Annotated in this window: 15 protein-coding genes; all 15 read right to left on the bottom strand. The window is 29.0% G+C overall.

Going from position 1 to position 14,246, the window contains the following annotated elements; translation table 11 throughout:
* Nucleotides 1-664 (bottom strand): selenium cofactor biosynthesis protein YqeC (gene yqeC, locus KJQ97_RS07180; protein ID WP_214120397.1); only part of this gene is annotated, 664 nt, incomplete at its 3' end.
* Nucleotides 654-1,115, bottom strand: a complete 462-nt coding sequence (locus KJQ97_RS07175) for a (2Fe-2S)-binding protein (RefSeq protein WP_214120396.1) — start codon at nucleotides 1,113-1,115, stop codon at nucleotides 654-656. The genes KJQ97_RS07175 and yqeC, both read right to left, overlap by 11 nt.
* Nucleotides 1,105-1,980 carry a xanthine dehydrogenase subunit XdhB gene (gene xdhB, locus KJQ97_RS07170; RefSeq protein ID WP_214120395.1) on the bottom strand — a complete coding sequence of 292 codons (876 nt, stop codon included), beginning with the start codon at nucleotides 1,978-1,980 and terminating at the stop codon, nucleotides 1,105-1,107. Before xdhB ends, KJQ97_RS07175 begins: the two co-directional genes overlap by 11 nt.
* Nucleotides 1,968-4,265 carry a xanthine dehydrogenase subunit XdhA gene (gene xdhA / locus KJQ97_RS07165; protein WP_214120394.1) on the bottom strand — a complete coding sequence of 766 codons (2,298 nt, stop codon included), beginning with the start codon at nucleotides 4,263-4,265 and terminating at the stop codon, nucleotides 1,968-1,970. The genes xdhB and xdhA overlap by 13 nt, the downstream gene beginning before the upstream one ends.
* Nucleotides 4,266-4,273: 8 nt before the next feature.
* Nucleotides 4,274-5,608, bottom strand: a complete 1,335-nt coding sequence (locus tag KJQ97_RS07160; protein ID WP_214118853.1) for a uracil-xanthine permease family protein — start codon at nucleotides 5,606-5,608, stop codon at nucleotides 4,274-4,276.
* A gap of 236 nt (nucleotides 5,609-5,844) precedes the next feature.
* Nucleotides 5,845-6,540, bottom strand: a complete 696-nt coding sequence (locus tag KJQ97_RS07155; RefSeq protein ID WP_214118851.1) for an ABC transporter ATP-binding protein — start codon at nucleotides 6,538-6,540, stop codon at nucleotides 5,845-5,847.
* Nucleotides 6,540-7,292 carry an ABC transporter ATP-binding protein gene (locus tag KJQ97_RS07150; RefSeq protein ID WP_214118849.1) on the bottom strand — a complete coding sequence of 251 codons (753 nt, stop codon included), beginning with the start codon at nucleotides 7,290-7,292 and terminating at the stop codon, nucleotides 6,540-6,542. The genes KJQ97_RS07155 and KJQ97_RS07150 overlap by 1 nt, the downstream gene beginning before the upstream one ends.
* Nucleotides 7,289-8,308: a branched-chain amino acid ABC transporter permease gene (locus KJQ97_RS07145; RefSeq protein WP_214118847.1), complete on the bottom strand. Its 1,020-nt coding sequence runs from the start codon at nucleotides 8,306-8,308 to the stop codon at nucleotides 7,289-7,291. The genes KJQ97_RS07150 and KJQ97_RS07145 overlap by 4 nt, the downstream gene beginning before the upstream one ends.
* Nucleotides 8,308-9,204 carry a branched-chain amino acid ABC transporter permease gene (locus KJQ97_RS07140; protein ID WP_214118846.1) on the bottom strand — a complete coding sequence of 299 codons (897 nt, stop codon included), beginning with the start codon at nucleotides 9,202-9,204 and terminating at the stop codon, nucleotides 8,308-8,310. Before KJQ97_RS07140 ends, KJQ97_RS07145 begins: the two co-directional genes overlap by 1 nt.
* Nucleotides 9,205-9,346: 142 nt before the next feature.
* On the bottom strand, nucleotides 9,347-10,111 hold the full coding sequence (locus KJQ97_RS07135; protein WP_214120393.1) for an ABC transporter ATP-binding protein: 765 nt from the start codon (nucleotides 10,109-10,111) through the stop codon (nucleotides 9,347-9,349).
* Nucleotides 10,104-10,829, bottom strand: a complete 726-nt coding sequence (locus tag KJQ97_RS07130; RefSeq protein ID WP_214118843.1) for an ABC transporter ATP-binding protein — start codon at nucleotides 10,827-10,829, stop codon at nucleotides 10,104-10,106. Before KJQ97_RS07130 ends, KJQ97_RS07135 begins: the two co-directional genes overlap by 8 nt.
* Nucleotides 10,822-11,643 carry a nickel ABC transporter permease subunit NikC gene (gene nikC, locus KJQ97_RS07125; protein ID WP_214118841.1) on the bottom strand — a complete coding sequence of 274 codons (822 nt, stop codon included), beginning with the start codon at nucleotides 11,641-11,643 and terminating at the stop codon, nucleotides 10,822-10,824. The genes KJQ97_RS07130 and nikC overlap by 8 nt, the downstream gene beginning before the upstream one ends.
* On the bottom strand, nucleotides 11,636-12,565 hold the full coding sequence (locus KJQ97_RS07120) for an ABC transporter permease subunit (RefSeq protein WP_214120392.1): 930 nt from the start codon (nucleotides 12,563-12,565) through the stop codon (nucleotides 11,636-11,638). The genes nikC and KJQ97_RS07120 overlap by 8 nt, the downstream gene beginning before the upstream one ends.
* Nucleotide 12,566: 1 nt before the next feature.
* Nucleotides 12,567-14,102 (bottom strand): nickel ABC transporter substrate-binding protein, encoded by a 1,536-nt coding sequence (gene nikA / locus KJQ97_RS07115; protein ID WP_214120391.1) that lies wholly within the window; start codon nucleotides 14,100-14,102, stop codon nucleotides 12,567-12,569.
* A 9-nt stretch (nucleotides 14,103-14,111) separates the two neighbouring features.
* Entirely contained in the window at nucleotides 14,112-14,237 is a 126-nt protein-coding gene (locus tag KJQ97_RS10060) for a cation transporter dimerization domain-containing protein (RefSeq protein ID WP_442862439.1), read from the bottom strand.
* Between the last annotated feature and the right edge of the window lie 9 nt (nucleotides 14,238-14,246).

Genomic DNA, 14,246 nt, shown 5'->3' with positions numbered 1-14,246 from the left:
GCCTTATATATTTTTCTTCTTTTAAAAAACCAGCTAATAATCTAAAATTTTTTAATCTTATTGCAAGTTCATTTAATACTTTTAACTCATCGTATATATTAAAATAAATATAATTTTCAGAATTTAAACTAATATTTTCAAACATTTTTAAAAAAATTTTTTCTATTAAATCAATACTTAAAACATCACTTTTACTCACTTCAAATACTTTCAAAAAATCATCAAACCTATGAATGAAATTCTCATTTAATTGATAATTTAATAAATGAAGTGGAATAATTCCTATTATTTTATTGGTATTTTCTAAAATAACAGGCTCATTATTTTTCCAAACTTTATAAGGCAATTCCTTAGCTCCATCAGCTTCATATATAAACAAATCACAATTTTTATAAAAATCACTAAAATCATCTAAAGCATTTACTTTATTGTCAATAATTTTTCCACATAAATTAACGCCTTTTTTAAGATTTGTAATACTTGTTTGATTATATAGATTATTAAAATTTATATCTTTTACTTCATACATTTTTGTACTTGTTGTAAGAATTGTGATTTTATCTTGATTTTGTTTAGCTAGATTATAAGCAAAAGTGGTCTTCCCACCAGAGCCTATAATCGCAATTTTATCTTTATATTTAATATCTAAAGCTTCATTTAGCATTATTTGCAGTATCTTCTATGGCTTGAAAGATTTTTTTATATCCTGTGCAACGACATAGATTACCAGACACCCCTCGCCTTATTTCAAACTTAGTAGGCATTTTATTTTTACCAAGCAAAGCAGTTGATGAAATAATAAACCCAGGAGTGCAAAATCCACACTGAACAGCCCCATTTTTTACAAAATTTTCTTGTAAAAGACTTAAGCCATCAAAAGGGGTTAAACCTTCTATAGTAGTTATTTTTTTACCATCAGCCCAAGCTGCTAAATAAATACAGCTATTTACATTTTTACCATCAACTAAAACAGCACAAGCTCCACATTCACCAACACTACAGCCTTCTTTAGTTCCACTTAGTTGTAATACATTTCTTATTAATTCAAGCAATGACATTCTAGGGTCAATGTGTAATTCATAAAATTTATCATTTATATAAGTTTTAATTTTCATAATTTTTTCCTATTAATTCATAAATAGCTCTTTTTGTAAGCGTTGTTAAAAGATTATTTCTAAAATCTTTAGAAGCTCTCCAAGAATCTCTTGCCTTTGTTTCATTTAAAATATTATTAGCAATTTTTTCAATATTATCTTTAGTTAATTTTACACCTTTTGCTAATTTTTCACTTTCTTTAGCTCTAATAGGAGTAGGAGCAGCCACTCCATAAGCTAATTTTAAATCAATTATCTCATCATTATTAGTTTTTAACATAACACTAACTCCAATTGTAGCTATATCCATAGCATTTCTTTGAGCAAATTTTATATATTTACTAACATAACCATTAAAAGATTTTTTAGGAATTTTAATACTTGTTAAAATATCTCCTTTTTCTAATTTAACAACACCAGAACTAATATAAAAATCATTTATAGCAATTTCTTTGCGTGTGTCTTCGTTGTAAATAACTAAAATCGCATCAAGAGTAAAAAGACTTGAAGCACTATCAGCAGAAGTTGCACCATTGCAAATATTTCCACCTATTGTAGCCATATTTCTAATTTGCGGGCCACCAACTAGAGCAGCTGCTTGTTTTAGATTTGTTAAATTATTTTTTATAATTTCATTATTTTCTATATCATCAAAAGTGCATAATGCTCCTATATGAATAAACTCATCATCAATTGTTATGGTTTTTAATTCTTTTAAAGTATTAATTCCTATTAAATGCTTATTTGCATATTTTTTATCCAAACTTCTAAGTTTAATTAAAATATCAGTTCCGCCTGCAATTAATACCGAATCATCTATAGTTTTTAATAGCCTACTAGCTTCATTAACGCTTTTTGCTTCCGTGTAATTACTTAAATAATACATTCTTTATCCTTAGCTTGAAAAAATCTTTCTGGTGTTATTGGAATTTGATTAAACTCTATATTTGTAGCATCAAGCACTGCATTTCTAATAGCAGGTGCAGGAGAACACATAGGAGGTTCACCTAAAGACTTATTACCAAATGGACCATAAGGGTCATAATTATCAACAAAACTAACATCTAAATCAGGAACATCAAGTGCAGTTGGAACTTTATAATCTAAAAGATTATTATTTAAAATCTTACCTGTTTTTTTGTCATATTTTAATTCTTCTAATAAAGCATAAGGAATTGCCATTCCCATTCCACCTTCTACTTGAGAACTTGCTAAAAGTGGATTTAATACCTTACCAGCATCATGAACATTTAAAATATCTAATATCTCTATTTTTCCTGTATTCATATCAACTTCAACCATAGCCATAGTAATACCATAACTATAAGAATTTGTATGGCAATTTACACTTGCAAATGCCGATAAACTTTTAGCCTTTTGCCAATCATAAGTAGTGTGTAAAGCAAAATCAGCCAAACTCATTAAAGCTTCTTTATTCTTAAAAACAATATTTGCATTTTCTAAATCAAGATTTGCAAAATCAACATCTTTTAATCTCGCTGCTGCTTTTAATATTTTTGTTTTTAATTTTAAAGCAGCTTCTTTTACTGCAAGCCCTGTTACATAGCTTTGTCTTGAAGCATAAGCTCCTGTATCAAATGGAGCCGTATCTGTATCAGTATTCGCATCAACTATAACCCAATCATAAGGAATACTTAAAACTTCTGCTGCCATTTGAGCTAAAACCGTATCAGAACCTTGTCCGATTTCAGTTGAACCTAGCATTAGTTTAATATGTGCGTCTTGATTTAGTATTACTCTAGCGGCTGCTGTTTCTAAGCCCTTTGGATAAACACCTGTTGTATAAGTAAAGGTTGCAAGCCCTACCCCACGCTTTTTATAAGGGTGTTTAAATTCTTTACAGGCTTTTTGTTTTTCATAGTAATTAAATTTCTCTTTAGCAACCTCAATACATTCTTTTAATTTAGCTGACTTTTGAATAACTTGATTTAGTGGATTTAAAACATCATTTCCTACTATATTTTTTTCTCTAAAACTAATAGAATCAAAACCCATTTTTCTAGCTACATTTTCCATAAAACTTTCTATAAAAAACATAACCTGTGGAACTCCATATCCTCTCATAGCCCCAGCTGTTGCTATATTTGTATGAACGGTTTTAATGTCATATCTAAAGTTAGGAATATTATATAAAGATAATAAAACTCCACCACCTTTAATACCAACCGAATGAGTATGAGATGCGTAAGCTCCTTTATTTGATAATACTTCTATATCTAAAGCATTTATAAAGCCATCTTTACTAATACCCATTTTTGCTTTATATTCCATTTCGTGTCTTGTTCTTGTATATGCGATACTTTCTTCTCTATCAAGTGCAATTTGAACAATTTCTCCACCCATAGCCATAGATAAAGCAACGCAAAGTGGCTCTATTGTTACTTCTTGTTTATTACCAAAACCACCACCAACAAAAGGTTTTATTACTCTAAAATAACTCCAATGTTTTTCAAAAACTTCGCCTAAAATTCTTCTTAAAATATGTGGAATTTGAGTTGAACTTACTACCACATAACGATTATCTTGGTCTTTATAAGCATAAGCAATCTGATTTTCCATATGGCAATGTTGTTGTAAAGGAACTTTAAATGTATCACTAAAAACATAATCGCTATTATCTAAAGCCGATTCTACATCTCCAACTTTACTAATAGTATGAGCCATTATATTGCTATCTAAATCCTCATGAATTTTCGCAGCTCCTTCTTGCATTGCTTCTTGTGGGGTTAGATAAAAAGGAAGCTCATCATATTCAACCTTTACCTTACTTACAGCAATTTTTGCAGCTAAATCAGTGGTTGCAATAACAGCTGCTATTTCATCTCCAAACAATCTAACATGCTCTGTTAAAATGGTTCTATCATACCTATCTCTAGTCTTTGGGTCTAGTCCAAATGGATGACCTGCGGTTGCAAACTTAGTTTTTGGCATATCTTTATAAGTTAAAATTTTAATAACCCCATCAACCTTTAAAGCTTCGCTAAAATCAAAACTTTTAACATATCCATGTGCTATGCTAGATCTTACTATTCTTGCATAAAACTTTTTCTTAGTAGGAATATCAGCAGTATAAATTGCTTTACCTGTAACTTTAGCGTAAGCATCCCATCTTGTTTCACTTTTACCTATCGTTTTAAATTCTTCTTTCATACTCACCCTTATTTATCTTTTGCAAAAATTAAAGAAGCTATCATAGAAATTACACAAACTCCTACTATGCTATCTTTAAAAACCCAACTTATATAACCTGGCAAATTACTAGTAATTTCAGGATGGACTCCAAACCCATACCCAAGACCAAAAGTAATACCTAATATCATTACATTTTTGTTGCTAAATCCAGCATAAGCTACAATCTTAATACCATTTATCAAAATCATAGCAAAAATCATAATAACTGCACCCCCTAAAACACTATCTGGAATAGTCCTAAAAACAGCTCCTAATTTAGGAATAAAAGCTGATACTATAATAAAAAAAGCACCTAAAGCTATGCAATATTTATTTATAATTTTTGTCATTGCTATTATTCCTGCATTTTGACCATAAGCTGTATTAGGTAAAGCATTTAACAAACTAGCCACCATACAACCAACACCATCTGCTAAAATAGCTCCACTGATTTCTTTTTCTTTAGCACACCTATTAAAAGCTGCTACGGTAATTCCATTAACATTTCCAATAGTTTCTAAACTTGTGATTATATAAACGATAATGGCACTTACAATAGGAGCTAGTTCAAAATGAAATTCATTAATTAAAATAATTGGAATAGGCAAGCTAAACCAACTTGCTTCACTAATAATACTAGTATCTACTCTACCTACCATATAAGCTAAAAAATATCCCACAACAAGACCTATTAAAATAGCTGAAACTTTAAAGATGCCCTTTGCAAATCGTTGAATAGCAATAATGATTGCAAAAGTGCTAAAAGATAAACATAAATTAATAATATCCCCATAAGTTCCCATTTTTTTAGCAGCTAAACCACCCGCACAATAATTAACACCCACATCTAATAAATTAATGCCAATTGCAATTAATACAACACCTATTACTAATTCAGATAAAATCTTTGTGATATATTTGTAAGCAAAACCAATAAATATAGTAATTATACTGCCTATAAGAGAAGAGGCTAAAATTGCACTAAAACCATAAGTATTTGCAACACTTATAGCTGTTGGCACAAAAGCAAATGTAGTCCCCATAACTATTGGAAGATTAGCACCTATTTGGATATTTTTATATTTGATTGGATAAAGTTGCAGAAGAGTTACTATGCCAGAAGCTAGCATAGCTGATTGGATTAAACTGATACTTTCTTGCGTGGATATTACAATACTCGTACTATTTAAGACCCCTATAATTATCAAAATGGGGGCTAAATTTCCTGTAAACATAGCAAGAACATGCTGCATTCCCAAAGGAAGTGCTACAAAAAACGGGGGTTTTCCTTCTAGTTGGTAAATTAAATTCTTATTTTTCATCACACACTTTCATTTTAGATAAAAGTGATTATATAAAATCTTACTTAAAATCATCTTGATATTTATTGATAATGCTAAAACATAAGTAGAATTAAATTCCTAAGTTAAATAATAAAAATATATTTATACTAAAAAAATAATCATTATAAAATCTCATATATAAATATTAATTTATAACAAGGCTAAAATAAATCATATTAAAATATAAAACCGAAAAATTAATTCCGATTTTATATTTAAATTCCTAGATATTTTTTGCGAATATTATCATCATTTGCAAGGTCAATTCCTTTGCCTTCTAAAACGATTTTGCCATTTTCTAAAACATAAGCTCTATCGCTTATTTTTAATGCTTGTTGGGCGTTTTGCTCTACTAATAAAATAGTAATTCCTTCATTTTTTAAAACCTTAATTATCTCAAAAACTTCTCCTACAATCTTAGGTGCAAGTCCTAGACTTGGTTCATCTAACATAAGTAATTTTGGCTCCCCCATTAAAGCTCTTGAGATTGCTAACATTTGTGCTTCTCCACCACTTAAATTCCTTGCTAAGGTATTGTTTTTTTGCTTTAAGCGTGGGAACAATCTATACATTTGCTCTTTTAAATGCTCGTAATTATCAGCATTATAAAACGCTCCCATTTTAAGATTATCTTCTATGCTAAGATTTGCAAAAACTCTTCTTCCTTCTGGCACAAGGCTAATTCCTTTTTGAACTAGAGTATGAGTTTTATGCCTTTCTATTTCATAACCTAAAAAATTAATCTCCCCACTACGCTTAGGAATATTCAAAATCGCATTTAAAGTGCTAGTTTTACCTGCTCCGTTACTACCTACTATACTTACGATTTCTCCTGAGTTTATATGAAAACTAATATCATCAACAGCTTTAATCAAGCCATAATGAACGCTTAAGTTTTTAACCTTTAACATTAAAAATCTCCTAAATATGCTTTAATTACTTCATTATTATTAACTGCTTCTTTTGGTGAGCCTAAGAAAATACTCTTACCATAATCAAGCACTAAAACCCTATCACATAAGCTATTTACAAACTTCATATCATGCTCAATCAATACTATACTAAGCTCTTTTTTAAGAGTAGTTATAATATCTGCTAATTCATTGCTCTCAGTCCCATTCATTCCAGCTACAGGCTCATCAAGTAATAATAATTTTGGTTTTAGTGCTAATGCTCTTGCTATTTCTAATTTTCTTTGTTCTCCATAACTTAATTCGGTTGATTTTGCATTAGCTAAATGAGAGATTTTAAGAGTATTTAGTATTTTTATTGCTTCTTCTCTTGCTTGTTTTTCAGCCTTTTTATATCTTGCAATATGCAAAAACGCTTCAAAAATATTGTAATTAATACTACAATTTAGCCCTATTAAAACATTCTCAAGCACACTCATAGATGAAAATAATCTAATATTTTGAAAAGTCCTTGCAATGCCTAATTTTGTGATTTCTAATTGATTTAGATTTGTAATGTTTTTATTATCAAAAATAATCTCACCCGAACTTGGCTTATAAGCTCCTGAAATTATATTAAATAAAGTAGTTTTCCCTGCTCCATTAGGTCCAATAAGTCCAAAAACTTCACCTTTTTTAACGCTAAGATTTGCATTATTTATAGCCTTTACTCCACCAAAATTCTTATCAATATTCTTAAGCTCTAAAATCATTTTTTAAACCTTTTAAAAATAATATCGCTTAGCTCCTTATCGCCAAAAATCCCACGCCTTGCAAATAGCATTACTAAAATTAATATGATAGAAAACACAAGCATTCTAAGTCCTGGCAAGCCTTTTGTCTCATAACCAAAAATATTCATAGGTTCATCTAAAAATCTAAGCCACTCACTTCCACCAATTACTAAAATAGCTCCAATAATTGCTCCTGTAGTGCTTCCTAATCCGCCTAAAACTATGATAATTAATAATTGGAATGTAAATAAAAAGTCAAATTGTTCAGGCGTAACACTTGTGATATAACAAGCTAAAAGCCCACCTGCTACACCTTCTAAAAAAGCACTAGTCCCAAAAGCTAAAGTCTTAATCCTAAAAGTATTAATTCCCATAGCTAAAGCTGCATCTTCATCATCTCTTACAGCCTTCATTGCTCTGCCGTATTTTGAATAAATGATATTAAGTATTAAAACAACGCTAATAATAGTAATAATTCCAACTATATATAAAAAATTATTCGGTTTTGGAATTTCATTTAACCCTTGCACTCCGTTTGTAAAAGCTGCGAAATTAAGTGCAATTAATTTAATAATTATCCCAAATCCAAGCGTAACGATAGCTAAATAATCTCCCCTTACACGAAAAACAGCAAAGCTTAAGATTAAAGATAAAACCAAAGCACCAAAACCACCCGCTAATAAAGCTATAAAAAAGCTATCAGTATGAAATGATAAAATAAATGGATGCGGGTCTAATAAGCTAAATTGATCTTGCTTAGCTTCAATATCAAGCAATAATAAAGCCGTAATATAAGCACCAACTGCTACAAAACCATTAGGCTCTAGGCTAAATTGCCCTGTTACACCATTGATTAGATTATAAGATACTGCCAAGATTATAAAAATACTAATATTTATAAAAGTTCTTAAAGCATAATCACTCAAGCAATATTGAGCCGCAAAAATGCTTAAAACTGCTAAGATTAAAATGATTATTGAAAATATATTTTTCATTAAAATCTACTCCTTTCATAATCTTGTCCCATAATTCCTGTTGGTTTAAACAATAAAACAAATACTAAGAATATAAATGCAAAACCATCTTTAAACCCTGCTAAATCAGGCACAAAAGCTACTATTAAAACTTCGCAAAATCCAATTATAAGCCCACCAAGAACAGCTCCGCCAACGCTACCAATACCACCTAAAACAGCAGCTCCAAAAGCCTTAAGCCCTATTAAAACTCCCATATTAGGGTCAATTTGTGGATATTTACACGCCCAAAAAATCCCGCCAATACAAGCTAACATTGAGCCTAGTGCAAATACAAAAGCTATAATTTTATTAGCATCAATTCCCATTAAAGCAACGGTTGAAATATCAAAAGCAAGTGCACGAATAGCAATTCCATATTTGCTTTTATACAAAATCAATAAAACAGCTATTAAAATAATAATAGTTAAAGTTGGAATTATTAAATCAAGCAAAGACATTCTAATATCAAATAAATTAATAGGATTTATCAAAATACTTGGTGCATTAAATGGTTGTGGTGTGCTTGTAAATAATACATTTATTAGATTTTCTAAGAAAAACGAAACTCCAATAGCAGTGATTAATAGTGAAATTCTAGGAGAATTTCTAAGTGGCTTATAAGCAATCTTATCAATGCTAATTCCAAGTGCAATACAAATTAATATAGCAAAACCAAAAGCAGGTATAAACGGAAAAGCAAAAAAATTAAGTGCAAATAAACAAGCATACGAGCCTATCATCATAATATCGCCGTGAGCAAAATTGATAAGCCTTAAAACTCCATAAACCATAGTATATCCAATAGCAATTAGTGCATACATTGAGCCTAAAGAAAAGCCATTGAAAATCTGTTGAATAAGTAGCGTCGAACTCATTAAAAACCTTTTTTGAAAATAAAAAGAAATATTAATAAACTAAGCTTAATTTCATAATAATTTTTAAGATTAATTATAAGAATTTGTAAATTCGTAACACTTTTTTACAAAATTACAAAAATTATATTTAATCTTTTAAATATTATTTATAAAAATCCTTAGGAAAAGGCTTTAATATGCTATTGCTTAATTCTTTAGCCATTAAGCTTTCAAATTCTAAATCCTTGCATACTTTTTTGCTCTCAATTACCTTGCCTTTATCAAGGACTAAAACTTCATCACAAAATAATTTTATAATCCTTAAATCATGAGTTATTACGATATAGCTTAAATCCTTTTGAAGATTTTTTAAAGTCTTTAAAATCTTTGCTTGAATTAATACATCTAATGAACTTGTAGCTTCATCTAAAATAAGTATTTTTGGCTTAATTGAAATAGCTCTTGCTATGCTTAGCCTTTGTAATTGTCCCCCACTTAACATTGAGCATTTTTTATCTAATAAGTCTTGATTTAATTCTAATAATTCTAAGCATTCTAAAGCTCTTTTTTTAATCTCGCTTTTACTAAAATTAGTAAGATTTTCTAAAGGTTCAATCAAGGCTTCATAAACGCTAAAATCAGGGTTAAAAGATGCTCTTGAGTCTTGAAAGACTATTTGAATTATTTTTTTATACTCTTTATTATCTTGTATTTTTACATTGTTTAAAAACACATTTCCAGAATTTGCTTTGTAAATATTAGCAATGATTTTTGCTAAAGTGCTTTTTCCACTTCCACTAATTCCTAAAATACCTAAAGAATTATTCTCATCTAAATTAAAGCTAACTCCATTTAAAACTTGAGTATATTTATCGCTAAATAAATTTGAGTTTTTATATGAATATGAGATATTTTCTACCTTAAGCATTGCTAACTCCATATAATGATAAATGTGAATTAATTAATTCTTTTGTTATATTTGCTTGTGGGTTTTTAAATATATCAATACAAGTTGCTTCTTCAACAATCCTTGCATTATCCATAACATAAACATAATCAGCAAGTCTTGCAACCACTCCAAAATCATGAGTTATCAACAATATCCCTATTTTGCTTGATATTTCTTCTAATATATCTAAAACTGCAGCTTGAGAAATCAAATCCAAATCACTCGTAGGCTCATCAGCTATTATAAATTTTGCACGAGATACTAAGGCTAAAGCTATCATAATTCTTTGAAGCATTCCGCCACTGCATTCGTGTGGATAAAGATTTAAAACGCTTTCGTTCAATTTAACTTTATTTAAAATCTCTTTTATATATTCATTATCAATTTTTAAATTCCTTGCCTTTAAAGTCTCATAAAAGCAGTTTTTGATACTAAATAAAGGATTAAAAGCTGTTCTTGGATTTTGCATAATACAAGCAATATTTTGCTTTGAATTATCATCTAAACAAATACTCCCGCTAAGCTTTAAATTATTTGCTACATATCCCATAATAGCTGTTGCTATTAGGCTTTTTCCACTTCCACTAAGCCCTAATAAAGCCGTGATTTTTCCACTTTGTATATTCATACTAACATTATTTACTAAGGCTGTATCTTTATAAAATATATTTAAATTTTTTACTATTATTTTATCCATGACTTTCAACTTGTATTAAATTTTCAAATTTATCTCTTAAAATATCGCCTAATAAATTAAAAGCAATAATTACAATTAACATAGCAATTCCAGGATATAAAATAAGCTCATAATGAGTTAAAATATAATCTTTTGTTTCAGCTATCATTATCCCCCATTCAGCTTGTGGGGCTTTTACCCCAAGCCCAAGCAAACTAAGACCTGAAATATGCAGCATTATATGCCCCAAATCAAGCGTGCTTAATACTAATAGCTGCATACAAATAGGCTTTGCAAAATGCTTTTTAAAAATCTTAAAATTACTAGCTCCACAAGTTTTGCTAATTAATACATATTCAGTATTTTTTAACTTTAAAACAATGCTTCTAATAATCCTTGCATACCAAGCCCAGTGAGTTAAAGCAATGGCTATAATTATATTTAATAAACCAGTTCCTAAAATCCCTACGAAAAATAAAGCCAAAACAATAGTAGGAAAGCATAAAAATATATCACAAATTCTCATTAAAAAATTATCAATTTTATTATTTGAAAATCCAGCTATAAAACCTACACTAACGCCTAAAACTATTATTATAATAATAGTTGAAAAGGTAGCTAGAATTGAAATATAAGCACCTTCTAAAATCCTTGAGAAAATATCTCGCCCTAAATGATCAGTCCCAAAAATATGCAATAATGAATTACTAGCAAATTTATTCGCTAAATTAATCTCATTTGCACTATAAGGTGCATAATATTTACCAAATAAAGCAAGTAAGATTATAAAAGCACATAAAAAATACACAAAATATTCATAAATTTTCTTACTCATATCTAATCCTTGGGTCAATTATCGCATATAAAATATCTGTGATTAAATTAATTAAAATAAACACAAAACACATCATCATACTAAAAGCTTGAATTACAGGATAATCACTATAATAAATAGCACTTACAGCATAACGACCAACTCCAGGATAAGCAAAAATATTTTCAATCACTAAAGCCCCGCCAAAAAGTTCAGCTATATGCATACCAAAAGCAGTTATTAAAGGTAGTAAAGAATTAAATAAAATATGTTTTGAGTATATCTTATACTTTCCTACGCCACGCATTTTTGCATAAGCTATAAATCTTTCATTACAAGCTTGTAAAAAATTAATCCTAATAAATCTAGCATTAATTGCAATTGACATAAAAGATATTGCTAATGCAGGCATTATTAAATGATTAATCCCACCTATGCCAAAAGGAGGTAATAAATTAAGCTCAACAGAAAAAAATAAAATAAATAATAAACCAAGCCAAAAACTAGGAGTGCTAACACCTAAAAATGAAAAAATCCTTACAAAATAATCAAAAAAATGATTTTTATAAATTGCAGAAAACACCCCAAAAGGAATAGAGATTATAAAGGTTATAAGCAAGGCAAATGATGTTAGCTTTAAAGTATTTCCTAAGTATTCAAACAAATCAGGTGCGATTTTACGATTAGTAAAATATGATGTCCCAAAATCTAATTGCAAGGCGTTTTTTATCCAAACTACATATTGAGTAATTATTGGCTCATTTAAGCCTAGCATAATTCTTGTATGCTCTATCGCTTCATCAGTTGGTGCTATCCCACTAACTTGCAAATAATTCATAACAGCATCAGTTCCATTAAGTCTAATTAATAAAAAAATAAAAATTGATGCTAAAAACAAGCAAATAATGGCATATAAAGTTCTTTTTAATATGAATTTTTTCATACTACTCCTTAATTTCTATATCATCAAAAGGAATTTCATATTTTAAAATACTCGTTTTAACTCCTTTTAATTTAGGACTTGCAACGCATATATTTGTATGATATACAATAGGAATATATACCGCTTCATCGTGTAAGATTGTGAGTATTTCTTTAGCTAGTTTAGATTTTTCATCTTTATTCATTGTTTTAGATAATTTTTCTATATTTTCATCAATTAGTGGTTTTTGCTTTAATCCAATTTGAGCCATATAATCAGCGTGAGATGGTGCAACCATAGAAGCCATAAAAATTTCAGGCTCATAAGGAGCTCCCCAAGTAGCATTAAAGATTAATTCAAATTCCCCATTTCTATGTCTTTTATAAAATATAGTGCTTTCATTAGCTTGTAAGATTAGATTAATTCCTATTTCTTTTAAATTCGCTTGTAATACTTCTGATATAGCCTTTTGCTCTGCGTTAATGCCTATATAAGAAATCACTATATCTAATCTTTTGCCATCTTTTTCTAAAAAGCCATTTTTAAATTCCCAACCATTATCAAGTAATAATTGCTTAGCTTTTTTAGGATTATATTCGTATGCACTTCTATCAATTTTACCATTTGGCACATTATCATCATAGAAAAAATCAGCCTTTGGTCTTGTCCCATAGAAAACATATTTGCTAATTTCATCTTTATTAATAGCCATATTAATAGCCTTTCTTACATTAATATCATTTGTTGGATATTTTGCTGTATTTTGTGCTATTAAAATAGTGCTAAGTGGCTTTGAAATTAGCGTTTGATAATCGCTTTTTTGTAAGCTTATAAAATCTTCTAAGCTAATTTCTCCATCAGTATAGATATAATCAATTTCTTTTGTTTTTAGAGCTATTACTTTTGAGCTTGGATCAGGAATTATTTTACATACTATGCTATCAATTTTAGCTTTTTCGCCCCAATAATTTTCGTTTTTAACAAACTTATCATAAACGCCTAATTTAGTATCAACGAATTTCCATTTACCTGTGCCAATTGGTGCTTTTATACCATCTTTTGTATTATTATCAATCATAGCACTTGGAGCTATAAATCTAAAAGGACGAATAAGACTAAGTTCTCTTAAAGTAGGTTCATAAATATGTTTTAAATGAAGCTTTACTTCATAATCATTAACCACTTCAAGATAATCAAAAGCCCTTACAAGTGCAAAAGAAATATGCCTTTGTTTATTAGCAAAAATTGCATCAAAATTAAGTTTTACTGCATTTGCATTAAAGTCTTCTCCATTAGAAAACTTAACTCCTTTTCTAAGATAAAAAGTATATACCAAACCATCTTCGCTAATCTCCCAAGAAGTAGCTAGACTAGGTATTATTTGATTATCTTGCGAGTATGAGACAAATCCTTCATAAACCATATTTTGAGCAAACATTTCATTTGGAGAATACAAATGTGGATTTAGTTCTCCTACATTTTTAGAAGTAGCTACTTTTAGCTCACTTGAATTTAAAAAACTAATTAATAAAATAAATACAAAAAATAATTTTTTCATTTTAATCCTTTATATTGTTTCTGGCTGAATAGTAATATGATGTATATTAAACTCATTCTTAAGTAAAGCATTAAGCTTTTGTAAAACACTTTTAAACTCATTTAAATCATCTAAGATTATATGAGCTGTTAGTATATGATAATC

The organism is Campylobacter sp. 2018MI01 (assembly GCF_018501205.1).
In the GTDB taxonomy this organism is placed as follows: domain Bacteria; phylum Campylobacterota; class Campylobacteria; order Campylobacterales; family Campylobacteraceae; genus Campylobacter_E.
The sequence above is the reverse complement of the archived record's forward strand: the minus strand, read 5'-3'. Positions and strand labels throughout refer to the sequence as shown.

What these genes read in the sequence shown, in the direction of transcription:
- KJQ97_RS07145 (WP_214118847.1), bottom strand. Translation starts at nt 8,308, where the DNA reads ATGAAAAATATATTTTCAATAATCATTTTAATCTTAGCAGTTTTAAGC.
- KJQ97_RS07135 (WP_214120393.1), bottom strand. Translation starts at nt 10,111, where the DNA reads ATGCTTAAGGTAGAAAATATCTCATATTCATATAAAAACTCAAATTTA.
- KJQ97_RS07140 (WP_214118846.1), bottom strand. Translation starts at nt 9,204, where the DNA reads ATGAGTTCGACGCTACTTATTCAACAGATTTTCAATGGCTTTTCTTTA.
- KJQ97_RS07120 (WP_214120392.1), bottom strand. Translation starts at nt 12,565, where the DNA reads ATGAAAAAATTCATATTAAAAAGAACTTTATATGCCATTATTTGCTTG.
- nikA (WP_214120391.1), bottom strand. Translation starts at nt 14,102, where the DNA reads ATGAAAAAATTATTTTTTGTATTTATTTTATTAATTAGTTTTTTAAAT.
- KJQ97_RS07175 (WP_214120396.1), bottom strand. Translation starts at nt 1,115, where the DNA reads ATGAAAATTAAAACTTATATAAATGATAAATTTTATGAATTACACATT.
- xdhB (WP_214120395.1), bottom strand. Translation starts at nt 1,980, where the DNA reads ATGTATTATTTAAGTAATTACACGGAAGCAAAAAGCGTTAATGAAGCT.
- nikC (WP_214118841.1), bottom strand. Translation starts at nt 11,643, where the DNA reads ATGAGTAAGAAAATTTATGAATATTTTGTGTATTTTTTATGTGCTTTT.
- KJQ97_RS07155 (WP_214118851.1), bottom strand. Translation starts at nt 6,540, where the DNA reads ATGTTAAAGGTTAAAAACTTAAGCGTTCATTATGGCTTGATTAAAGCT.
- KJQ97_RS07160 (WP_214118853.1), bottom strand. Translation starts at nt 5,608, where the DNA reads ATGAAAAATAAGAATTTAATTTACCAACTAGAAGGAAAACCCCCGTTT.
- KJQ97_RS07130 (WP_214118843.1), bottom strand. Translation starts at nt 10,829, where the DNA reads ATGGATAAAATAATAGTAAAAAATTTAAATATATTTTATAAAGATACA.
- KJQ97_RS07150 (WP_214118849.1), bottom strand. Translation starts at nt 7,292, where the DNA reads ATGATTTTAGAGCTTAAGAATATTGATAAGAATTTTGGTGGAGTAAAG.
- xdhA (WP_214120394.1), bottom strand. Translation starts at nt 4,265, where the DNA reads ATGAAAGAAGAATTTAAAACGATAGGTAAAAGTGAAACAAGATGGGAT.